This window comes from Clostridium sp. AF34-10BH (genome assembly GCF_003478095.1).
Classification (GTDB): Bacteria; Bacillota; Clostridia; order Lachnospirales; family Lachnospiraceae; genus Acetatifactor; species Acetatifactor acetigignens.
Window position 1 is genome coordinate 21,350 of the sequence record NZ_QUEC01000028.1, and the last position, 22,015, is coordinate 43,364.

General features: G+C 50.0%; 26 protein-coding genes and 2 pseudogenes. 1 reads left to right on the forward strand and 27 read right to left on the reverse strand.

Translation table 11 applies throughout. The features are described 5' to 3' along the window. Positions 1 to 77: 77 nt before the first annotated feature. The 6 genes from DWZ61_RS15760 to DWZ61_RS15785 form a co-directional block, all read right to left on the reverse strand. Positions 78 to 434, reverse strand: a complete 357-nt coding sequence (locus tag DWZ61_RS15760) for a hypothetical protein (RefSeq protein ID WP_117541235.1) — start codon at positions 432 to 434, stop codon at positions 78 to 80. Between the two features lie 22 nt (positions 435 to 456). Then, positions 457 to 651, reverse strand: a complete 195-nt coding sequence (locus DWZ61_RS15765) for a hypothetical protein (protein WP_107000388.1) — start codon at positions 649 to 651, stop codon at positions 457 to 459. A gap of 16 nt (positions 652 to 667) precedes the next feature. After that, on the reverse strand, positions 668 to 922 hold the full coding sequence (locus DWZ61_RS15770; RefSeq protein ID WP_117541237.1) for a CPCC family cysteine-rich protein: 255 nt from the start codon (positions 920 to 922) through the stop codon (positions 668 to 670). 311 nt (positions 923 to 1,233) lie between these two features. After that, complete coding sequence (locus DWZ61_RS15775; RefSeq protein WP_004798081.1) at positions 1,234 to 1,530, reverse strand: DUF3847 domain-containing protein; 297 nt, start codon at positions 1,528 to 1,530, stop codon at positions 1,234 to 1,236. After that, a complete protein-coding gene (locus DWZ61_RS15780; protein ID WP_003020305.1) occupies positions 1,523 to 1,864 on the reverse strand; it encodes a DeoR family transcriptional regulator in 342 nt (113 codons plus the stop codon). The genes DWZ61_RS15775 and DWZ61_RS15780 overlap by 8 nt, the downstream gene beginning before the upstream one ends. Then, on the reverse strand, positions 1,861 to 2,049 hold the full coding sequence (locus DWZ61_RS15785) for a hypothetical protein (RefSeq protein ID WP_002304353.1): 189 nt from the start codon (positions 2,047 to 2,049) through the stop codon (positions 1,861 to 1,863). The genes DWZ61_RS15780 and DWZ61_RS15785 overlap by 4 nt, the downstream gene beginning before the upstream one ends. Before the next feature lie 483 nt (positions 2,050 to 2,532). Between DWZ61_RS15785 and DWZ61_RS15795 the strand changes: the two genes are divergently transcribed. Beyond that, positions 2,533 to 3,339, forward strand: a complete 807-nt coding sequence (locus DWZ61_RS15795) for a helix-turn-helix domain-containing protein (protein WP_009296084.1) — start codon at positions 2,533 to 2,535, stop codon at positions 3,337 to 3,339. 61 nt (positions 3,340 to 3,400) lie between these two features. Here the strand turns inward: DWZ61_RS15795 and DWZ61_RS15800 are convergent, their stop codons facing one another. The 21 genes and pseudogenes from DWZ61_RS15800 to DWZ61_RS15915 all read right to left on the reverse strand — a co-directional run bounded on the left by DWZ61_RS15800 (position 3,401) and on the right by DWZ61_RS15915 (position 21,827). Then, complete coding sequence (locus tag DWZ61_RS15800; RefSeq protein ID WP_014078537.1) at positions 3,401 to 4,363, reverse strand: DUF3658 domain-containing protein; 963 nt, start codon at positions 4,361 to 4,363, stop codon at positions 3,401 to 3,403. A 16-nt stretch (positions 4,364 to 4,379) separates the two neighbouring features. Next, on the reverse strand, positions 4,380 to 4,769 hold the full coding sequence (locus DWZ61_RS15805; RefSeq protein WP_117534454.1) for a TnpV protein: 390 nt from the start codon (positions 4,767 to 4,769) through the stop codon (positions 4,380 to 4,382). Further along, positions 4,729 to 5,091, reverse strand: coding sequence for a helix-turn-helix domain-containing protein (locus tag DWZ61_RS15810; RefSeq protein ID WP_330423314.1), 363 nt, complete (start codon positions 5,089 to 5,091; stop codon positions 4,729 to 4,731). Before DWZ61_RS15810 ends, DWZ61_RS15805 begins: the two co-directional genes overlap by 41 nt. A gap of 189 nt (positions 5,092 to 5,280) precedes the next feature. Next, positions 5,281 to 6,900, reverse strand: a complete 1,620-nt coding sequence (locus DWZ61_RS15815) for a recombinase family protein (protein ID WP_009259632.1) — start codon at positions 6,898 to 6,900, stop codon at positions 5,281 to 5,283. A 111-nt stretch (positions 6,901 to 7,011) separates the two neighbouring features. Then, positions 7,012 to 7,200 carry a transposon-encoded TnpW family protein gene (locus tag DWZ61_RS15820; RefSeq protein ID WP_009259633.1) on the reverse strand — a complete coding sequence of 63 codons (189 nt, stop codon included), beginning with the start codon at positions 7,198 to 7,200 and terminating at the stop codon, positions 7,012 to 7,014. Between the two features lie 14 nt (positions 7,201 to 7,214). After that, positions 7,215 to 8,057 carry an ATP-binding protein gene (locus DWZ61_RS15825; RefSeq protein ID WP_009259634.1) on the reverse strand — a complete coding sequence of 281 codons (843 nt, stop codon included), beginning with the start codon at positions 8,055 to 8,057 and terminating at the stop codon, positions 7,215 to 7,217. Next, positions 8,054 to 8,785, reverse strand: a complete 732-nt coding sequence (locus tag DWZ61_RS15830; RefSeq protein WP_009259635.1) for a replication initiator protein A — start codon at positions 8,783 to 8,785, stop codon at positions 8,054 to 8,056. The genes DWZ61_RS15825 and DWZ61_RS15830 overlap by 4 nt, the downstream gene beginning before the upstream one ends. Positions 8,786 to 8,921: 136 nt before the next feature. Then, positions 8,922 to 9,308, reverse strand: a complete 387-nt coding sequence (locus DWZ61_RS15835; protein ID WP_009259636.1) for a cysteine-rich VLP domain-containing protein — start codon at positions 9,306 to 9,308, stop codon at positions 8,922 to 8,924. Continuing rightward, positions 9,298 to 11,025, reverse strand: a complete 1,728-nt coding sequence (locus tag DWZ61_RS15840) for a relaxase/mobilization nuclease domain-containing protein (RefSeq protein WP_118539615.1) — start codon at positions 11,023 to 11,025, stop codon at positions 9,298 to 9,300. Before DWZ61_RS15840 ends, DWZ61_RS15835 begins: the two co-directional genes overlap by 11 nt. Then, positions 10,997 to 11,395, reverse strand: a complete 399-nt coding sequence (gene mobC / locus DWZ61_RS15845) for a plasmid mobilization relaxosome protein MobC (RefSeq protein ID WP_009259638.1) — start codon at positions 11,393 to 11,395, stop codon at positions 10,997 to 10,999. The genes DWZ61_RS15840 and mobC overlap by 29 nt, the downstream gene beginning before the upstream one ends. Positions 11,396 to 11,916: 521 nt before the next feature. Continuing rightward, on the reverse strand, positions 11,917 to 12,129 hold the full coding sequence (locus DWZ61_RS15855) for a helix-turn-helix domain-containing protein (protein ID WP_002586615.1): 213 nt from the start codon (positions 12,127 to 12,129) through the stop codon (positions 11,917 to 11,919). After that, on the reverse strand, positions 12,122 to 12,544 hold the full coding sequence (locus tag DWZ61_RS15860; protein ID WP_002586616.1) for a sigma-70 family RNA polymerase sigma factor: 423 nt from the start codon (positions 12,542 to 12,544) through the stop codon (positions 12,122 to 12,124). The genes DWZ61_RS15855 and DWZ61_RS15860 overlap by 8 nt, the downstream gene beginning before the upstream one ends. A gap of 171 nt (positions 12,545 to 12,715) precedes the next feature. Continuing rightward, complete coding sequence (locus DWZ61_RS15870) at positions 12,716 to 13,483, reverse strand: class I SAM-dependent methyltransferase (protein WP_002586626.1); 768 nt, start codon at positions 13,481 to 13,483, stop codon at positions 12,716 to 12,718. A 50-nt stretch (positions 13,484 to 13,533) separates the two neighbouring features. Further along, on the reverse strand, positions 13,534 to 15,453 hold the full coding sequence (tet(W), locus tag DWZ61_RS15875; RefSeq protein WP_002586627.1) for a tetracycline resistance ribosomal protection protein Tet(W): 1,920 nt from the start codon (positions 15,451 to 15,453) through the stop codon (positions 13,534 to 13,536). A gap of 652 nt (positions 15,454 to 16,105) precedes the next feature. Beyond that, positions 16,106 to 16,234 (reverse strand): annotated as a pseudogene (locus DWZ61_RS15885) (Maff2 family protein); the annotation flags it as partial. 63 nt (positions 16,235 to 16,297) lie between these two features. Next, positions 16,298 to 17,131, reverse strand: a pseudogene (locus DWZ61_RS15890) (TraM recognition domain-containing protein); the annotation flags it as partial. 41 nt (positions 17,132 to 17,172) lie between these two features. Then, positions 17,173 to 17,343 (reverse strand): transposon-encoded TnpW family protein, encoded by a 171-nt coding sequence (locus tag DWZ61_RS15895; protein WP_117980792.1) that lies wholly within the window; start codon positions 17,341 to 17,343, stop codon positions 17,173 to 17,175. A gap of 142 nt (positions 17,344 to 17,485) precedes the next feature. Further along, positions 17,486 to 19,357, reverse strand: coding sequence for an AAA family ATPase (locus DWZ61_RS15900; protein WP_118539617.1), 1,872 nt, complete (start codon positions 19,355 to 19,357; stop codon positions 17,486 to 17,488). Next, a complete protein-coding gene (gene mobQ, locus DWZ61_RS15905; protein WP_118539619.1) occupies positions 19,354 to 20,850 on the reverse strand; it encodes a MobQ family relaxase in 1,497 nt (498 codons plus the stop codon). The genes DWZ61_RS15900 and mobQ overlap by 4 nt, the downstream gene beginning before the upstream one ends. Then, a complete protein-coding gene (locus DWZ61_RS15910) occupies positions 20,816 to 21,175 on the reverse strand; it encodes a DUF3847 domain-containing protein (RefSeq protein WP_118539621.1) in 360 nt (119 codons plus the stop codon). Before DWZ61_RS15910 ends, mobQ begins: the two co-directional genes overlap by 35 nt. Before the next feature lie 127 nt (positions 21,176 to 21,302). After that, positions 21,303 to 21,827 (reverse strand): hypothetical protein, encoded by a 525-nt coding sequence (locus DWZ61_RS15915; protein ID WP_015516227.1) that lies wholly within the window; start codon positions 21,825 to 21,827, stop codon positions 21,303 to 21,305. Positions 21,828 to 22,015 lie beyond the last annotated feature (188 nt).

The following is a 22,015-nucleotide window of genomic DNA, read 5'->3' on the forward strand; positions in this document are numbered from 1 at the left end:
GGCGGCGGGTATTTAGTTGTAAAAGTTCGGGACAAGTTGACCCGATGAGTGAATGATAAATAGAAAATTTGCAAAGACTATTGACATTTTTCCAAAATATCTTTCAGTTGAGCAGTCAACACATCTTCTTGACCGAGAAGCACATCTTTTTCATATACAATGGTATTCCACAGATTGCTGAGTTCTGCGGAAATTTCAGGGCTATCACAAAATTCGTGTGCCACCCAAATATTGCTGGCTATCGCTTCTGGGGCGCCATCAATGGACAGACCTTTATCTTTGATTGTATCAATCGCACGAGAAATATATTTATCAAATTGTGCTGCTCGACTTTCTGTATGTGACTTGTCGCTCACATAGTGTCCAATAAAAAAGGAAATTGCAAATCCAGCGATGATGAACACGATAGTCAATGCTGTACCTATTCTTTTCATACTTCCAACTCCTTTGTCAAATTCAAGAACTATTTTTATTGCTTCCTATCCAGTAACATCCTGCTCCGATTACCGCTGATAAAAATTCAATTCCTTTCAAATACATATCGTAGTTTGTATATCCGATAATTGGACCAGATAAAACATAAATTATAACAAACACAATAACTGTAACTATTGCTCTCTTAGCAGTGTCCTTCACTTTTATTCCCTCCATAACTTCGACATTGTTGCTATGAAATTTTCTTTTCATCATCTCTCGGTGGTCGGACATAACATAACATTTCTTTTTCACAAGCACCAAATTTTGAGAAATTGGATTTCGCTTCTTTTAGTGTTATTCCATGATTAGAGTCGCTTGGTTCGTTATCAGAAGCAATGAACGGGTCATTCTCCCAAAAACAAACGGGACAGATATACCCACAATCTTCATTTGCCGGAACATTATAGGTAAAATATCCGCAGCAAGGACATTGGTATTTTTTCATATAAACCTCCCGTTTAAGCCTTGACCTCAAATTCCTGATTTATTGCTGACTTCATTATACTTCATTGCCTATCGAAAAGATAGCATATTTTATGAAACTTGTCGGCTGGGAACAGCTTGCAACGCAAGGTGTCCCCAGATGGCAAGTCCACAAAAGGGTAGCTGGCGGCAGCCAGCGCAGGGGAAGTGTAGCGTCCCCTGTATGATTTGGAGCAGACCATGACTGCGGAAAATCACAGCCCTCCGGCGAGGAGCCTTCGGAGAACGCAATGCACCAACCTCTGGGTGGTGTATAATTGCGCCCTTAGTAAACTAAGGGGTTTCCGGCTTCTCCCGTTCCAGCAGTTTTTTCAATAGTTCCTGCGTGTCCTGCCTGTGAAAAATAAGTTTCAACAACAGCATGACATCATCATCTGTCAGGCGTTCCGGCTCTTGCAGAAAACTTTCCAGCATACCGCCACGAGTGCAGAGCCGGTGCGTCCGTTCCTTTCGGGTAAGCTGCTTTAACTGGTGCTGCAATGCCTTTTCATCATTGATGGCTTTCCGCAGTTTCTTTTCGCTTTTCTCCAGCTCCCGGTTTAGCTTTTCCAGCTTTAAGGTATCAGGCAAGGGCAGCGTCCTCCTTTCCCGGTATCAGCACATAAATTCTGTTGGGTTCTCCAACGCCCTGACGCACCCGCATGATAAGTCCGGCGGTTTCCAGTTCATTCAGAGAACGCTTGACCGTCATGGGACTGCGGGACAGGACTGCGGCAATGGCTGTGACAGGGAAGCAGACAAACAGGATTCCGTTCTCGTCTTCCTGCCCTTTGGAGAGCATAGCGTCCAGCATCCGGCAGTACATGACCTTTGCGGTGCTGCTGACTGGAAATCCTGTCAACGCTCTGGGAAATGGCATACAGGGCGGCAATGGTGTGTCTATCGTCATAAATTCAAAATTCATTCGGTGTGTTCCTCCTTTTTCTTTGCTCGTTTGGATAAATAACGGGGGCAGTCAATCACAACCGCCCGGAAGCTCTGCTTGCACCCATGCTGGCATTTCCGGCATAATTCGTTGTAAGTGACACGCCCCCGGTCATTGAGGTAAAAGGAAAGCTCATGCTTCCTCTTTTTGCTCATTCTCGGCATATTGCGCTTCCTCCCGTTTTCGTGTATGGTTTCGGGGCGATTTTCGGCAAAATTACAGCCATAGAGCCGCTTAAAATCTCCCGAAGTATCAGCGATAGGGTAGACTATCCCCCTATCAGATTGTCGTGTTTCGGTATCATTTCGGTGTCAGTTCGCCAGTTCCCCCCGGTGTCGTTCCTCCCCTGAATCTCACAGCGGCGTATCGCTCCCTTTGGTACGCTCGTTTCGGTCAGGGTTCCTCCACATCCCTGCCAAAAGTCATGGCACTACATCGCCGGGGAAGCATATCCCACACAGGCTGGTCATTCGATTGGAATAATCCATCGATGAACTACCTGTATCATAGAACATTTTTGTGCCCTGTGCCGTATGTCCACAAAGTAGGAATTAGGGGTAAAAAGCGGAAATTTCCACGATTGCGGAAAGTATGATATAATCCAATTAAGCGGCAGCAATCAAACCGCCGGAAAGGAGCGTGCGCCCATGAAAGGAGCAACAAGCATACAGGAACGCCTTTGGGAACTCCGCAAGGACAAAGGCTTAAATCTGGAAGAACTATCAAAGCTGACAGGCATTTCCAAATCAGCTCTTGGAAGTTATGAAAAAGAGGATTTTAAGGAAATCAATCATGGCAACCTTATCACGCTGGCAGACTTCTATGGGGTCTCTGTTGATTATCTACTGTGCCGGACAGAGAACAGGGAGCAGATCAACACACCATTGACGGAGCTGCATTTGAATGATGAGATGGTGGCACTGCTGAAAAGCGGTCGGATTAACAACCGTCTGCTCTGTGAGCTTGCTACACATAAAGATTTCATCAAGTTTCTTGCAGACATTGAGATTTATGTGGACGGGATTGCTACCATGCAGATTCAAAACCTCAATGCACTTGTCGATACCGTCCGGCATGAAATCATTGAACGGTATCGCCCAGGCGAAGATGACCCGCATTTGAAAGTGCTGCAAGCCGCCCATATCAGTGATGATGAGTATTTCAGTCACATGGTTCTGGATGACCTCAACCTGATTATCCGGGATATTCGGGAAGCCCACAAAAAGGACAGTGAGAGTGCGCCCCAGACCACCGTTGCCGATGAATTGAAAGAAAATCTCGAAGCAGTCGAAAATTTCAAGGGCAGCCGGGATGAAAAGCTGGTTGTCCTTTACTGCAAGCAGCTCGGTATCAACTATAAAAATCTGTCAGACGAAGAATTTCGCTGGCTGATTCGGATTCTCAAAAAATCAAAGAAAATGGGAACGCCTATCAGCCAGAGGAAAAAACGGTAAAAAAAACCGCTGTTGCATGGTTGGGGTGCCTTCCATGTAGCAGCGGTTCTTGCTGTGGTTATTATTTCATTCGTTTTCTTAATATCCGGCGATAATTTGTTTCTCCCTTTGGTGCGTCCTGTATAATTTCCAACACACCATCTTCAAGCATTTTATCAATGCGATTAGAAATCCATACATCACTAATTCCAAGTTGATATTTTCCTAAAACATTACCTATAACAATAGCCATTTTGAATTGCTCTGGCTGTTCCGCAATTTCACGAAGAATGAAACTATCATATATATCTTCTGAAACACTTTGCAATTTACCATTTAGCATTGCACGCAAAGGTGCATTTTCATTTTGAAGTTGATTCCATTTCATAGCACAAGCTGAAAGAAATACAGGCTTAGCTTTTTCTTGTAGAGTTATATATTTTCCCCATTCGCCAGGAGAAACCTCACCCCATGCTATTTTGGATGTCATAGTATTTTCTTTTCCATATTCCCAGGCAGGTAACTTAACCAAATAAATTGTTGTCTGACAGTTTAATGGTCGAAGTTGTTTCATAAGCCAGTACATACCGCAAAGTTCATCCGGATTATAGCTATACCAAATACGAACTTCTTCCCCAGCTACATATCGTTCAATAACCGAAGACAATGTAGTTTTAATTTTCTGTATTTTTTCTTCAACCTGATAGTCTAAATCCTCTACAAACCAGACAGACAGCATTTTCTTGAGAACATTTTTCCGCTGTTCGCCAATTCCATTATCAGAAATATCTCCCACACTAAGAGCCATATCAAAACAATAAACATCACTGCTCTTGCCTCCCAATGGAATAGCATTCTCCCAAGCAATATGTTCTTGTTCCTGTGCTTGAATTTGTGCTTCTTTCATTTCATCTGAAGATGGAACACTCCCATCTTCGTGCCTCATAAAGACCGAAACTGCACTTCCTCTATACTTTCCCTTACCGTAAGTTTGGGCAATTTTCAAACTTCCACAGGCACTTTCACCAAATACAATTTCAATCATCTTATATACCTCCGATTTAATTACTCCCGTATGAATAAATTATATCATGCAAAACAATTTCTTCTGCTCGGTTGTGAATGTTATTGCAACGCTGCACCCATTCCATTTGACGGGTACGCTTCAATTCCTCGGTCACGCCCTCGGTGGCTTTCATCTGCTCCATGATGGTGTCTAACCGTTCCTGTGCCTGTTCGTTCAGGTCTGCAAGGTATGTCCATAACTCCCCGGTCAAGGTCAATGTGTTCAATCTGGCTGGGTGGACTTCTCTTAAATATTCCCGGTGCATCCGTCCGTACTTTCCGATGGGGCGGTGTTCTTCCGGCAGCTTCAAGTCTGGGATGTAGTAATCTCCAACAAGGATATAATCAATTCCGTTTTCTGTTATTCTTGGTTTCAATTCGCTCATGTTCCTTACCTCCTGTGGAAGCAGGCTCGTCTGGTACTAACTCAATTACATCGGTAATCTCACAATTCAGCGTTTCGCAGATACGGGCTAATGTGTCCATGCTGATGTGCTTTCCCTCTTTGCTCATGTTGGCAATCATATTCGTTGTCATACCAGCGGCAAGCCTTAAATCTTCTTTTCTCATATCACGCTCTAACAGTGTGTGCCAGAGTGGTTTATAGCTGATGTGCATATTATTTTCCTGCCTTTCTATCCATACCACCGGGGCGGTTGCCCCGGCAGGAACTTTTCTCTTATTATAACACCAATCTTGTGAAATCACAATTTATTCTTGTAGCCTGCCGCTGATACCGTCTGGATTGGTTTTTCCTTTCTTTTTGTTCCCTTTAATTAGCCATGAACTGCTTCATACCCTGCGATTTTGCTTATGTGCGATAAAGAAGTAATAGAAGTGTAAAAAATTTTGCCGTTCCTATCCGGCACTTGGCCATTGTGTCGGATAGGTCGGGCGTTAGGCTTCGGGCAAGTCAATCTTGCCGACAAAGCTGTAATAAATCTCAATGTCCTGCCTGCGGGTGCCGTTCTCGTCATAGCTGCACTCATGCACGACGATTTTTTCAATCATTTCCCGCAAGAGGGTGGGGGTCAATTCCTCAAAGGCAAGGTGCTTTCGGACGATACCCATAAACTTTTCCGCGTTGACGGTGGCGGCCTGCGACTTGTCCAGTTCGGCCTGCAAAGCGGCGGCGCGGTCTTTCAGTTCCCGCTGCTCCTGCTCATAGTCTGCCGACAGTTCCATGAAACGCTCGTCGCTGATTTTGCCGTTTACATTGTCCTCATACAGCCGCTTGATAATGCGGCTCACTTCGGCAATGCGCTCCTGCGCCTGTTCAAGCTGCTTGGTGGCTGCGGCGGTCTTTCTCTTGCCGCCGATCTCGTTCTGCTGGATAAGCAGCTTCACAAAGCGGCTCTCATGCTTGGCGGCATATTCCGTTACTTGCCGGAGATTGGAGAGGACACCGGCGGTCAACAGGTCGGTGCGGATAAAGTGCGCCGTACAGTCGCGGGTGCGCTTCTTGTAGCTGCCGCAGATGTAACAGTCCTGCTTGCGGGTTTTGTTCTGATACCGCTGCTGGTACATCACATGGCCGCAGTCGGCGCAGAACAGCATACCGGAGAACAGCCCCACTTCATCATAGCGGTTCGGGCGTTTGCGTTGCTTGCGTAACTCCTGCACGCGCTCCCATGTTTCCCGGTCTATGATAGGCTCATGGTGGTTCTCAAAAATGGCCTGCTTCTCCACGGGGTTCTCTACACTGTGCTTGACCTTGTAAGAGGGCTTCTCCGTCTTGAAGTTCACCAGACAGCCGGTGTACTCCCGGTTTTCGAGGATATGCACGACGGTGTTCGTCGCCCACTTGCACTCATAGCCGGGGTGGTAGCGGCGGGTGCTGCCCGTCCTGCGGTATTCCAGCGTCCCCGGCGTGGGGATTTGCTGCTCCGTAAGCATACGGGCAATCTTGGTCGGTCCGTTCCCGGCAAGGCAAAGCTGGTATATCTGCTGGACAACCGGCGCGGTTTCCTCGTCAACGATATAGTTCTCGTCCTCGTCCATGAGGTAGCCATAGACCGGCTTGCTGGTAACAGGCTTGCCGCTCATGCCTTTTGCTCGTTTTACTGCCTTGATTTTCTTGCTCGTATCTCTCACCAGCCATTCATTGAACAGATTTCGCAGAGGGGTAAAATCGTTGTCCATGCCGCCGTTTGCGCTGTCCACATTGTCGTTGACAGCGATAAAACGCACTCCCTTTTGGGGGAACAGCATTTCCGTGTAAAACCCTACCTGCAAGTAGTTTCGCCCTAACCGGCTCATGTCCTTGACTATGACCGTACCCACTTTCCCGGCTTCAATGTCTGCAAGCATGGCTTGAAAACCGGGTCTTTGAAAGTTTGCGCCGGAGAAGCCGTCGTCGGTGTACCAGCGCAGATTGGTAAAGCCGTTCTGCTTGGCGTAGGTTTCCAAAATCCTTTTCTGGTTCGATATGGAATTGCTCTCGCCTTGCAATTCGTCCTCATGGGACAATCTCGGATAAAGGGCGGTAATGAGGTTTTGGGTGGCTTGTCTTAACATAAAATCCTCCGTTTCCGACAGCCAGCCCCACTATTCCGTGGTTTCATTGTACCACGGAATAGGGCGGGCTGTATAGCGGCAAAAGTGTAAAATCAGCTTCTTTATGATTTGTCAAATTGCCGATTTTTGTGTAGCAGCGGCTTCCGCTTCCAGTACCCGCGCCATTTTGTCGGCGGCGGTGGTCGTGGTGTCTTTCTTGAAATAGCCGGACACGACAAGGACGGAATTGCCCATGCGGATTTCCGTCACGCAGTCGGGGCGGCGGGTGGTGCGGGTGTCGTGCTGCTGTCTATCTGCCATAGGCAATACTCCTTTCAGTCGGTAATCAGTTTCTTCATGCTCTCCATTTTCCGCTGCGCGGTTTCCTGCCGGAAGTTGTCGCCGGTAAAGCGTACCGGGACGCACATGGAAAGCAGGCGGTCATAAATCCGGGAATGGGCGGTGTCCTCCGGGTTCCGCAGGTCGTCCAGCGTGAGGTTGGTCGTGACGATCAGCGGCTTGCCGCTACGGTAACGGCTGTCAATCACATTGAAAACCTGTTCCAATCCATACTCGGTGCCGCGCTCCATGCCGAAGTCGTCAAGGATAAGCAGCGGATAGCGGCAAAGGCGGGAAATGTACTCGTTGCGGTTCTCAAAGCTGGCGGCAAGGTCGTTGAGGATAAGGGCAAAGTTCGTCATGTGGACGGGGATTTCTTTCTCCATGAGGGCGTTTGCAATACAGCCCGCAAGGTAGCTTTTCCCGGTTCCCACGCCGCCCCAGAACAGGCAGCCGATATTGTCGGCTCGCATATCCTCCCAGTGTTCCACATACCGGCGGGCAATCCCGGCCTGCGGATTTCTGCCGTTGTCGTTCTCAAAAGTCCAGTCCCGCATGGTGGGGTCGGTAAAGCCCCGGCGTTTCAGTTCCTCCACGGTGTCAAGGTGCCTGCGCCGCTTCTCTGCGGCCTCCCGTTCCTCGCGGGCGGCTCTCTGACAGTCGCACTCTGCCGGGTGGCGGTCACGGCCAAAGATAGCAGCCTTATCCGGCGCAAAATAGGCTTCTTTCGGCTTGCGGCACTTGCCGCAGTACAGTAAACCGTCCTCGCCGGTGTAGTCCTCCGGCTCCGGGGTGGTGGCCGTCATATTCTCCAAAACAGCGTTGATTTCGTTCTTCATAAACTCTCGCCCTCCTTGCATGAGTAGTCTGGTATGCCCTTTTTCGGGGCTTTCTTTTTGTCGTTCCCCGCCCATATCCGCAGGGCGGCGGCATAGTTCTGATAACTTTTCCCGTTGGCGGCAAGGTAGCGGCTCATTTCCTCGATGAACCGTTCCAACCTGTCGGGGTACTCTGCCTGCAACTCGTCGTATTCGGTCTGCGACAGAAAAATATTCTGGTATCGGCCATAGGGCGCGGGCGGCTCCCCACTCACTCCCATTGTTTGGCTCTCTGTAAGGTTGTTTATAGTAGTTTGGTTAGGGGACGGTTTTCCGACCATCATAAGGTCGGTTTTCTGACCATCAGTAGGACGGTTTTCCGGCTCTATGAGGGTCGGATTTCCGGCCATCAGTTGGTCGGAAAACTGTACCTGTGGCACACGCGGCACTTTCACATATAGGCGGTTCGGTGCGGAGAAGCCGCCCCGTTCCCGTTCCAGCAGCCCCGCCATGTCCAGTTCATTAAGCGCCCCCTTTATGGTGGTGCTGCCCTTATCCAGTATTTCGGCTATCTCCGCGATGGGATAGATAATATATATCCTGCCCTCGTCGTCCTGCCACTTGTTCTTCTGGGAAAGTGTGGAACGGTCTAACAGCAGCGAATACAGCAGCTTGGCGGTCTGGGAAATCTCCATTTTCAGCAGGAAACGGGGGTAGGGCAGATAGATAGGCAGCGGCGTGTCTGCCATGATATAATCAGCGATAGTATCACCTCCCTGTGTTTCGGGTTGATTTTGGCGTTTTGTCACGCCTTAGAACGGCGTTTCCGGTGGAAAAGGATAAATGTATCGCGTACCCTTTGACACCCACGAAAAAAGCCTTGATTTATGCGGGTTTGAAAGGCTCTAAAGCGTGACATTTCTGCCTTTGTTTCCGCTTTCTCTCGGCGGCTTTGATTTTCTTCATGCGTCCGGCGCAGCCGGGACAGTATTTCCCCCGGTTGGATTTGGGGACAAATGCCGCCCCGCAGACGGCGCAGCGTTTCCGGCTCCCTCGGTGCAAGAGGGCTGCGGCCAGTTCCCCGTCAAGGGGCAGAACAGCCACACGGAACCAGCGGCACATGAGGGAAAGGGAAATGCTCTGGACGCACACGCAAGGCTCCCCGTCGTCTAACAGCAGGCAGTTTCCCTCGTCGTAGTTACAACACTCATGTACCAGCCGCCGCGCCCGCCGATGCTGGCGGTAGTCCATTCTCGGTAACTTATCGCTCATGGCTCTGCTCCTTTCTGCGGTGCGGCTCGTTCCGGCGCAAAATCTGGTCGATGTTCCGCTTGACGGTCTGCAACTCCTTGAACCGCTGTTTCTGTTCGTGATAGGTGTTATACAGGCCGTCTTTCTCGGAGATAAGCTGCTCGATCTCGGCCTGCAACGCTTTCCGGGCGGGCAGCTTGGTAATGCCATGCGCCTTGAAATACCGGGCGGCTGCGTCGGCTATGATAAAATCGCTCTCGTTTGCCTGCCGGTATGCGTCACGGGCTTTCTGCGATTTCTGCGCCCGCAGCCCGTCACGGGCGGGCTTGGTCTTGGCATAGGCAAGTACCTGTTGCTGCAACTCCTTTTTCCCTTGTAGCTTGGTTTCCAGTGCTTTCAGTTCGCCGCTGGTCTGGCGCATTTCCTGATAGGCGGTATCAACAGCGGCTTCTAACTGCTCCGGGGAAGTAAAGCCGTATTCCTGATACACATTCAGCGTCTTGGCTGCCTGCTTCAGATTGTGTATCTTCGCCCAGTGTTCATAGCCCCGGCCTTTGCCCTCGGCCAGCTTCTTTTCAATGTCCACAAGCCGCTGCACACTTGGGGCCCCCGCAAAGCCGTCTGGCTTTGCGGGGAGAGGAGAAGCAGCGGAATGAGTGAGCTTTCCCGCTTGCGGGGAAGCGAAGGATATGGAGCTTGCGCCGACGAGTTTCGGGGCGGTTTGTGGGGCTTTTGTAGGCTGTATGACGGTTTTCCCATGCCGGGGGTATTCGGGTATGGCTGCGGCCTTTTCTGTGGCTCTGGCGGCGTTCTGCTCCAAAACGGCAAAGACAGCGGCGCGGTCAAAGTCGTCGCCCAGCTTCCGGGCGGTAATGGGCTTCGTCCTGTCCGGCGTGAGGTAGGAAAGCCGCCCACGGCTCTCCTTAACGCTCACGCCCTCCCGCAGCAGCAGAGAGGAAAATTCGTCAAAGCTGGCGGCGGTGGCAAGGGCTTTCCGTATGGTCTGCCGCAGCTTCTCTTTGTTCGTTTCAAACTTGGTCTGCCGGGGCGTGATACCGCCTGCAATCATGGGGGCGTTCTGCCTGTCCAGCTTGGCCTGTCCTTTTTTCTGCGCCCAATACTCCCGGTCGGTCACGCGGTTCTTACTGCCGTTCAAGAGGTCGATTTGGTAAAGCCCCTCCCGGTGGCACATCTCCATGACTTCGGACTTGAAGTAGCGCAAGGCTGCGTCGGTACAGCGGTGCTTGCAACCGGCCTTTGTATCGGCTGGCCTGTCCATATAGGGCAGGAACGGCACTTCCTCTATCCGCAGCGAATTGATAACGATATGCACATGAATGTTGCCGCTGTGGTTATGCCCGTCCGGGTGGGTGCATACAAGGGCTTGGTGGCCGGGGAAATGCTCTTTACAGAATTGCTCCCCCAATGCCTGCGCCCGGTCTACGGTCAAGCCATTGTCCGGGCCGTCCCGTGGGTCAAAGCTGATGATATAGTGGTGGCTTTTTACATCTTCCCGCTGCTGGTTCTTTCCGTATCGGAGATTTGCCCGCATACACGCAACGGCAAAATCCTCCCCGTCGCAGTTCAGTGTGGACAGCCGGTAGTCCTCGCGGGGGATAAGCCTGCCGGTTTCATCAAGGACGGGCTTCATGGTAAACTCGTCATGCTCAAAAAGCAGGTATTGCTCGGCGGCTCCGTAGTCGGCATTTTTAGAGTTGATATGCTTGAGTGTTGCCAACCGCGTCACCTACTTTCTTGAGGACTTCATACTTGAGGGCGGCAAGGTCGGCTATGGCAGCGCGCACCTCGCCGGACAGCGCATTGTAAGGTGCGCCGTACTCGTTCAGATACCGGGCAATCTGATTGAGATTGCCGCCGATCCTGCCGTACTCGGCGGCCAGCTTTCCAACAGCGGAAAGCAGTTCATCATTGACCGCTGACACATGGATAACGGGGCGTATGGTCGTGCGCCGTATCGCCTGCCGGAGAAATTCCGACTGGCTGATACCATAGGGCGCAAGCCGCGCTGTGAAGTCGGCGTATTCATCTTCGGACAGCCGGGTTTTCACAACGCGGCTGCGGTGGGGTGTGTTGTATTTCTTTCGCATGGTCGTGACCTCCTTTCTTGCCGCATGAGCGCGGCGGGGATAAGCGGCGCAAGCCGCATAGCAGGGTTTGGGGAAGGCACTCCCCAACAAGTTTCCCGCGAGGGGCAAAACCGCAGAATTGCGGATTTTGGCACCGTGGTAGAAACTTGCTCTCCGTGACTGCAAACTTTCTCTCACTTCCGTCCGCCACTTTTTTGGAAAACTGCAACCACAAAAGTTTGTTTCTCTTTTTCTGCTACTACTAATCCTGTAAAGGGCATTCCTGCCCGCTTTCGCTAAAATGACACCGGACGCAGTGGTTTCTACCCGGTGTTGGAGAAATCCTTTCTCTTTGCCCTCTACTACGGGTAAATGCTCCAAATGCCAAACACCAGGGCAGAAAAATTCCCTCCTCGCTTACTACTACAACCGGCAGGGGGCAAAATGGCCGGGAGCGGAGCCGGACAACAAAAAAAGCAGTAAATCTTTTTCAAGACTTACTGCTTTCGCTGGCCGCGTCGGTGGCGGCTGGTATTCAGTTTTTATGACTTGTCCGGTGGTTCGTCAAGCCGGAACTTGAATTGACAGTCAATTAACCGCTGCTTTACATAGTCCTCCACCTCGGCGTTGACCTGCCCGTTCACTTTTGAGAAATAGCGGATATATCCGGCGTAGTGGAGCAGGACAGCGTTCACGGCTTCTGGGTCGCCCTCACGGGCTTTGAGGATTGTTTCATAGGGGAGAAGTCTACTCATACCGGCTCACCCCCATTTCTTCGCGTAGCCGCTGCAAGGCAAGCTGGATATGCCGCCCCGCTGTGCTGCGTGACCGGCCAATACACGCGCCGATCACGCGCTGCGGCTGGCGCAGAAAGTAATAGCGCAGGATTTCTTCCCGCGTCTGCTCCGGCAAAACAGAGATCGCGTCGGCAAGGGCGGCGTTGCAGAGCAGGACGGTCTGACCGCAGACGGTAAATGGGTATTCCTCGTCCGGCTCCGACGCGGCAAACTGGACAAACTTCTCGTTCATCAGATAGTCAAGGGAAACTTGCCGTTCCCATTGCCGTTTAAGCTTCAAAATCTTGTCCAAGGCGGCACAGCGGATAACAGTCTTGCAAAAGGCGTTGTACCTGCGCTGGATATATTCTTGATAGGCTATCTGGTCGGTCATGGAAATTCCCCTTTCTGAATAATAGTGCGGGGCGGTGGCACTTCTTGCTGTCGCCCCTTGATTGCCTACCAGCAAAGGCGGGCGGGGCTGTCAACGGCTGCGCATATGCGCCGTTCATCTTGACCGTTGACTGGCTCGGCTGGGTTTGCTATTTACCCGACAAACTTGAATTTATTTTAAGCTATCACGTTTTACCTTCTTAAGCCTTACTATCATTACCATAGGAATTTCTTTGTTGGTTTTGAAACATTCTTCATAAAATCCATCAATGACAAATCCAGCTCTAAAACAAAGGTTAAAAATATCTTGTATGGAACGATGATAATAAATCTGCTCTTTCGGTTGCCCTTCAATCGCTATATCATAGTAACTGTGCGGTGTCATATATTTTTCAGTCAACGTGACAAAACAAGGGTGTTGCGTTGCAAAGACAAAAATTCCGCTTTCCTGCAACAGTTCATAAACAGCCATAAGAAGTGGTTCAATATCCGTAATATCCATAATTGCCATATTAGAAACTGCTTTCGTAAAGGCTCGATTTCTTTTTAATTCTAATATACTTTTTCTATCGGTCGCATCCGCCACACAAAATTCAATTTGTTTTGCATATTGTGATTGCCGTCTTTTAGCCAATTCTATCATTTTTTTGCTGTAATCAAAAGCGACAACCGAAGCGCCTCTTTGTGCAAGATACGAAGAATAATTTCCATTGCCACACGCAATATCCAAAATGTAATCCGCAGGATTAGGAGATAGAAGTTCCGTTACTTTGGGACGCACTACCTCTCTGTGAAATTCATTAGATTCGTCACCCATTGCATTATCCCAAAATTGTGCGTTCTCCTCCCAGATTTTTTTACTTTCCTCTGTTCCCATGTTCTCTCCCACTCCCCAAATTTGCTTTTTTGCTTCCATTAAATCTTCCTTACTATATTCCATTGTTACCCTCCATAACTTCTGATTGTTGCCGTCTTGACGATTATGTATCTTTACATTACCTTCTGAAACATATGGCGCACCTTGTCCAGGCGGCTGTTTGGACGGCGGGGCTGGATGACCGGCTGACCGACAGCGGCCTGATATCCTTTCAGCTCTGTAAGGCATACGCTCCGCCCGTTGGTGTAAAAGGCCAGATCAGTACGGTATGCCTGTATACAGCGGGCGGGAATCTCGCCAGTAAAGACAACTTCATCCTTTTTTACCTGGGCCGTTTCGATGGTGGCACAGTATTTCGGTGCATCATGATAAGCCCTGGAAAGGTATTCCTGGGGCGCATAGAGGATGAAGGAGAGATAAGGTTCCAGCAGCTGCGTCCCCGATTCCTTCAATGCCTGTTCCAATACAATCGGGGCCAATGAGCGGAAGTCCGCCGGCGTGCTGACCGGACTGTAATAAAGCCCGTATTCAAAGCAAATCTTACAGTCCGTTACGTTCCAGCCGAACAAGCCCTGCTCCAGCCCGTAACGGATACCATCCCTGACAGCGTTTTGAAAACTCTGGTTCAAGTATCCCAGCGAAACCCGGCTCTCGTATTGTACACCGGAGCCAAGCGAGAGTGGTGTAACAGACAGTCCTATGGATGCCCAAAACGGGTTGGGCGGCACCTCGATATGGATGGTGTGGCTGGCTGCTTTGAGCGGCCGCTCCATATAAATGACGGAGGGTTCCTTTACCACTGTTTCAAGCTTGTATTTTTCCGACAGCAAAGCGGAAACAACCTCCAACTGCACCCGGCCCAAAAAAGAAAGAATGATCTCATGGGTGATGGAATCCACTTCGCAACGCAAAAGCGGGTCAGTATCCGCAAGTTGCGTAAGAGCGTCCAGCAGCCGTTCTCTTTGCGCTGCCGTTTTCGGCGCAATCGTCGTCCGCAGCATGGGGAGGGGGTCCTCGCGCCACCTTTTACGAGGGAGCCGGGTTTGGTCCCCTAATACATCGTTTAACCTCACGCTGTCGCTGGGAAGGATAACAATTTCACCCTGATAAGCGGTGTCTGTCCGAACAATTTCCCCTTTGGATGGAATACGCATCTCTGTGATTTTCAGCTTTTCTCTCCCGGCCAGGGCCACCGTATCCCGCAGGCGCAGCGTTCCGCTGTATAACCGTAGATAGACACGCCGCTGGCCGCAATCGGTGTACTCAACCTTGAAAACGCTGCCGCATAGGGCGGCGCCCCCCTGTTCCCCAATCGGTTGGAACAGCCCTGTCACCGCATCCATCAACGGTTGAATGCCAAGGCCATTTTTGGCGCTGCCATGATAGACTGGGAACAGGGAGGCGTCTTGAACCCGCTGCTGTTCCTCCCGCGCAAGTTTTTCCCGGCTGATTGGTTCTCCTGCGATATACTTTTCCAATAATTCATCGTTATTTTCGATGACCGCATCCCATGCTTCTATGTCGGTATTTTCCTCCAGGACTATTTCCGGGGACAGCGACACCGTCTGCTTGATGATAATATCGGCGGAGAGCTTATCCCGAACAGACTGAACCACGCTCTGCAAATCAACGCCAGCCTGGTCGATCTTGTTGATAAAGATAACGGTGGGAATGTTCATTTTCCGCAGGGCATGGAACAGAATACGGGTCTGGGCCTGCACGCCATCTTTAGCGGAGATCACCAAGATGGCCCCATCTAAAACAGCCAAAGAGCGGTACACCTCCGCCAAAAAATCCATGTGGCCGGGCGTATCCACAATGTTAACTTTACATCTGTGCCACTGGAAGGAAGTGACTGCCGCTTGAATGGTAATCCCACGCTGCCGCTCCAAAAACATGGTGTCCGTCCTCGTTGTCCCTTTTTCGACGCTCCCCGGTTCTGAAATGGCTCCGCTGGCATATAGCAGGCTCTCCGTCAAGGTCGTCTTTCCAGCGTCTACATGGGCAAGAATTCCAATATTGATTATTTTCATGTGATTGTCCTCCCTTTACAGCCCCAAAGGGCATAAAAATCCCCAGCAGTAAAATACTTTTACCACTGGGGATTATAAGTTGCGGACATACACATATACAGCATACACCTGTTTGTGATTGCTGTTTTTGGGGATATGTCAAAATTGATAAGGCAAAAGTATTCTTAAATTGGGTACAAAAAACTAAGCCCCTACAAAAGGAGCTATCATAATCCTTTGTTCCCACTATTTGATTATAGTTTTATTTAAGAATACCTTGCCGCATATTTTTTACTCCTTTTCTGGATTAAATCATTGTATCACATCAGTTTTAGGAAAGCAAGTACCTAAAAGAAATTTTTCTTCCCCTTATATGTAACAATCATACCGGCTTCCTAGCGTTCAGAATGTTTTCTGCTGTCTGCTGTGGTGTTTGGTTGGAATTGTCCAACCAAAAGCCGATCCGTGGTGTTGTCTGCATTTTACTAAATACAAATTCAATGTATACAGAAAGATATAAGGAGTGGGAGGGATTCCGCCGTAGTTGGCATTGTAGGAAAATCCAAAAGTTTAGATTTTCCCACAATGCTTATCTTTTGGTCTTTGGTTCGGAATAGTGTAGTGCTGGCGGTCTATCTCTTGTTTTCGGTTGCTTGCTTCCTTACCGTACATGAGCATTGGCTCCGGGGTTATCGTTTCCATATCCTTCCATAAGGTTAATGCCGCCCCAAATTCCAAGTCCTGCGCCAAGCGCGATAACCAAAGTCTGCAATACATCAACTGCGCTGTTAAAGAAATCCATATAAACCTCGCTTTCTGCCGCTGTGCGGCTCAAAAAATGTTGTTGAAAATGAAAATGCCGCCGTTATTCCTCGGCGGCTGTGTCCTCGTCGGACAAATCTATTTCGTATATGTCAAAGGCTTCATCGGGCTTTACGATTGCCGGACGGGTAGACATATACCGTTCCACGTCAAAAGCGTTTTTCTTGTCGAAGTCGGAAAGGTATTTGTAGTTCGGGTGTTTCGTTATATCGTATTTGTCGCTTAAAAAGGGACGCACACCGCGTAGCTGCAAAATACATTTCCCACCGTCCATAACTGCTATTTCGTCCTGTGTCATCAACTCCTTTCCTAATTTTTGATAAGTAAGTCCATGAGAAACCTGCGTACCGCGATTTTCGGAAGTATTGAAACTGTCGATTGTTTCCCGTCCCAAATTATCCGAAATATCCTTTGCATTTTTCCCACGTCCTCCCAAAAACAAGGTGCTGTCGGCATTATCAAGTATGATTTCTGCCGCGTCCTTGTAAATGGCTTTTAGCTGGCTCTGCGATTGCAGAATGATAGAAGCGGACATTTCCCGGCTGCGGATTGTGGCAATCAGTTTATCAAAGCGGGGTATCTGTCCGATGTTCGCAAACTCGTCAAGCAAAAAGCGGACATGAACAGGCAATTTGCCGTTGTATTCGTCGTCTGCTTTATCACAAAGCAAATTGAAAAGCTGCGATTGCAAAATAGCAATAACAAAATTAAAGGTGTCGTCGGTATCGCTCATTATGAGGAAAAGCGCGGTTTTCCTGTCGCCTAATGTATCAAGTTCCAATTCGTCATAGGACATGAGTTCCCGGAGTTCCTCTATATCAAAAGGGGCAAGACGCGCACCGCAAGAAATAAGGATTGACTTTGCCGTTTTGCCAGAGACGAAAAGTCAAGGACTTTTTCATCAAATTCAAAAAGAAGTCACATTTTGCGGACTTCCTCACGAAGCAGACGCTTGATTTTGTCCTCCATCGTCTCTTTGGCGGTCTCACTGAAATGGACACGGACGATATAGGTGGTCTTGCCGATCTGCTTTCTGACAGTCGGGCAAGGGGTGTTGGTGGTGGTGCTGTGGGTTGCGGTATTGTTCATTCAAAATCCTCCTGTAAATGAAAAATGCCCGGTGACTGTTCATCATCGGGCGGTGTCGGTATGAGGGAACAAGGCAAGGCGGCAACATTAAGGTATCTATAAAACCTTTGCCGTCTTTGCCACGCTTGCCGTGTTCCCGTTGTCAGTCTCGGAGATAGCAGACCCATGCTGTGCCGTCTTTCTCGGTCACAAGTCTGTCCCCGATACGGCTCTTTGCCGTTCTCATGGTGCGTGAAGAAATCCCACGCTCATTGACTGCCTTTTCCAACTCTGCGCTCGGCATACGCTTTCCGTCCGCAAGCAGTTCCAGAATGAGCATTTGCGCCTGTGCGGTCTTGCTCTCGGTCTTGGCGGTGTCTGTCCCGGCAAGAAGCTCGTCAGCGGTAATGTCATAAGCCCCTATCCACTCAAAACCTTTCTCATCTCCCAGAGAAAAGGCAAGGGACTGTCCGGGCGGCGCAAGGGAGCTTTTCTCATGGATAAGCACCCTCGTTGTCGGACTGTCCTTCAGCTTGCCAATAAACAGCAGACTGCGGACTGCCGCCGTAATGTCGATAGACCCCAATCCCCGGTAGGTGCTTTGCGTTCCTGCGGCTTTGTTCAGGTGTCCAATCAGCACGATAGCGCACCCAGTAGCCTGTGCAATGTCTCCCAGACTGCGGAAGATGGGACGGACTTCATTTGCCCGGTTCATGTCCACATCTGCGCCCAGAAACGCCTGTACCGGGTCAATGATAACAAGCCTTGCGTTGTTCTCCCGGATTGCCCTTGCTATGCGCTCATCGGCAAGGGTCAGCGGTGTGTCCCTATCGTCAATGACAAGCACTCTTTCAAGGTCTGCTTCCGCTTCCATCAGTCGGGGCTTGACGGTATCGCCCAGACCGTCCTCTGCGGTCTGGTAGATGATGTTGAAAGGCTCAAGGGTCTCCATACCGGGTAAAGGCTTTCGGTTGGTGCAAGCCGCCGCAAGACGCATGGCAAAGTAGGTCTTGCCCTCGCCGGGGTTGCCCTGTATGATGGTCAGCTTTCCAAAGGGAATATACGGAAACCATAACCAATCCACGCTCGTCAGCTCCACATCTGCCATACGGAGCATGGGGACAGGCTGGGCAGTGGGCAGCTCTCGCAGCGTGATTGTCTCGGCTATGAATTTGCGGCAGGGAATGTCCCCTTGCTGACGGAGAACATCGTTCCAGTCTTTCCTTGCCGGGACAAGGCGAATGACGGCGATCTCGCTGGGAATGGACTGTGCCAGTCGGGTACAGGCTTCGCTTCCTGCGGTATCGCTGTCAAGGCAGAGGAATACTTTTTGGGTGTCCTTGCGTTCAGAAAGAAAACGGTCAAGGGCTTTTCCCGAAACGCCGCCCAGGGCAAGATAGCTCCTTGTCTGCCAGTCCTGCGGATAAAGGCAGATGAACGATAACAGGTCAATCGGCGCTTCAAAGACAAAGAGCTGATTGCCATTACCCTCGTGTCGGAACGGATAGGATTTGTCAGACCCGGCAATGTCCTGTCTGAATGGGTCTGCCGTTCCTCGCACATGGGCGTATCTCGGCGTACCGCTTCGGTCTCTGCCGACAAACACAACATTGTGCCGCTTTGCGTCCTCGTAAATATCCCCGGAAAGAAGAAAAACCTCAACAAGCGTTTTGTTGAGACCTCGGCTTTCTGTGAGATATTGGATTGCTCTGTCGGCTGTCCTGTTGTGCAAGGGCAAGTGAAACGCTGTGGGCGGTGCTGTGCTGGCTTCGCTCTGTCCCTCACCGCTTTCGCCGGTTAAGAGCTGGACAGCTTCGGGAAAGGACTTGCCGTAAAACTCCATGACAAAATCAATGGGATAGCCGCCCTTGCTCTGGCTATGGCGAAACCACTTGTTTCCCCGGACGGTCAGGCTGTCATGTTCTTTCCAGCGGTATTCCCGTCCGCTTTTGATAAGCGTCTCTCCCTGTGTGCGGAGAAAATCTTCCAGACTGACGGCGTTTGCCCGATCAATCTGCGCTTGGGTGTAATTCATCGTGATAGTTCCTCCTTTTTCTGTCGTGTTTGGGGTCGATTTTGGAGCTTTTGTTCCTCTGTGCGCTCGTTAAATCGGGCGGCAGTATCTACACATGACTTGACCTTCCAAAGGCGGTGTAAATCGTCTCTGACAGCCTTAAACTCGCCATAGGTGGTTTCGTGCGCCTGTTCCAGCTCGTCATACTCTTCGGTCAGCTTTTTCATATCCACCTTGCCGTCCGGGAACTCCCCGGTCAGCTTTCGTCTGGCGGCGTAGAACTGTATCAGTTCCGCTTCATGCTCTGCCTTGTACTTGGCTCTGGGCTTCTCAAACTTGATTTTCTTCAAGCCGTCATAGACAGGCTTCAAGTTCTGGAAAGCAGCGGAGCTGTCATAGAGCTGCTTAATTGCTTTCATTCGGGCGGTCTGTTCGTCCAGCGTTTTCTTCAAGCTCTCTGTGGCAGCACTGTGTTCGCTGACACGGTGTTCCAAATCCTCAAGGGAGTAAATGCCGTTTGCCCGGAGATAATTGAAAGTATCATTCATCTCCTTTAGGTTGCTGATTTTGCCTTTCTGGGAATACGCCCCGGCTTTGCGCTGGGTGTAATAGGCGTTCAGCAGAGAAACAAGGTCGGGTGCCTGTGGCTTGGCAAGCTCGGCTTTCATATCCGCTATCCAGCCCATAAGCGAAGTGATTTTCTTCTTGATGTCCCGGATCACGGCGTTGGTGGCTTTGATCCAGCGGTTGAACTCGCCTTTCTCGGTGCGGATACCTTTCTTCTCCATTGCCCGGACGGTTGCGCCCTCGTGGACGGTGGGAAGAAGCTCCACGCCCTGACGCTCATAGCTTCGGTGGTCGATACGAACATCAAGACCTTTTTCCGCAAACTTGGCGTTGCATAGTTCCGCCCATGTCTGCCGCCAATGTTCCAGCGTTTCGGGACTGCCCCAGTCGGTAGTGGGAACGGCGTTGAACACAAACTTTCCGTTTGCGTCTCTAATACGGTTGCCGTCCTCGTCCAGCTCGTACACCCGGCGTTGCTTTAGTCCCCATTTGCCGTTCTGCTCGATGGGGCGGATGGGGCAAAGCACATGAAAATGCGGATTGGGTATGCCGCCGTCCTCCCGGTCTGGCTGGTGTACGGCGAAGTCAACCACCATGCCACGGCTCACAAAGTTCTCCAATAAAAATTGCCTTGCAAGAGCGATGTTTTCCTCAAGGGAAAATTCATTCTGCAAGGCAATGTCAAAGCTGTATGCAATCTGGGCGTTCTTTCCACGCTCGGCTTTTTCCACGGCGTTCCATAGGGTTTGGCGGTCTGCGTATTCTGGCGGTGCATGGGACGGCAAGAGAATGTCAGAGCAGATCACGCCGCCCTTGCGGGTGTAGTCGCTGTATTCGCCGTAATACTCGCTATACAATCGCTCCCCGGCTCGGTAGGCAGCAGAAGCGATAGCGGACTGTCCTGCGCTTCGCTTAGTCTGCGTGACGCTCAGATGAAATAGTGCCATCGGCTTTCAACTCCTTTTCTCTGTTTGCTTGGCTGATATGGGTAATCGCCATGTGACGGACGGCTCGCTGGACTTCGGGCAGAGAAAAGATGTACTCCATCAGCTCCGTCATTTCGGTGCGTGTGAGATCTTTGAACTCCGGGGCAAGGCTCTCAATCGTGCCGCCCAGATTGCAAAGACGGTGGGTGCGCTTTTGTCTCTCGCCTTTCTCCAGATACTTCTTTCTGTTCTCCAGACGCTCCAGCTTGTGCTGTTCCTGTGCAAGCTGTGTCTCGACCTGTTCCTTTTCGGCTCGGAGCTGTTCAGGGTTTTTCGGTTTTGCCATTTTTCGTGACCTCCTTTTTTGAAAATGGGGATAAAAAAAGACCGTCAACTTTTCGCAGATTGCGACCAGTCAACGGTCAGTTTTTCGGTATTCAGTTGTTGTGTTCAGTTCGGTAAATTGAAGTTGGTCAAAGTTGTTGGCGAAGATATTCCACAACATTTCCATTCGTATCATAGAAACAGATGTTTCCTACATTGAGGGGCAGGACAATGGCGAAAGGCTTGCCACTATCAATATCAATCACCTGAATGCCGTTGCCATCATCTACTTCAAGTCGAACAATATTTTGGGTATTCATTGAGATAAATGCCCTTTCGTTATTTCCCTCAACAACAAACTCTGCAATGTAATCATCAACCTCAACTATATCTCCACCACCACGGAAGAAATATCCAAAAGACAAGCCAGGGCGATTTACATAGACAGAAAAAGTGTGGTCTGTCTTGTCCTGTGGGTAAGAAATAAATGCAGCCATTGTGTCGGAAATGCTTCCATCAACAATCCAATCATCCAAAATTTTTTGAGATTGGCGAATGTCTGCTTCTAAACTGTTTGCGGTTTTACCAATGTCATTGTTTGCATAAAGGAAACCGAAAACCAACACACAAGCCAAAATAACACCCAAGAGGATTATGGGTAATTTCTTTTTCATAGAATCACACTCCTTTATCAAATTAAGATTCTTGATTTTCAAACTTGCTGGCGGCGAACGGTTTGTCAAAACCGTTTGCGGACGGCAAGTCCACAGGGGATAGCCGCTTTAGCGGCGCAAGGGGGTGTAGCCACCTTGACGGAACGAAGTGACGCAACATTCTCGGTCATGCAGTTTTCTTCTGCTGA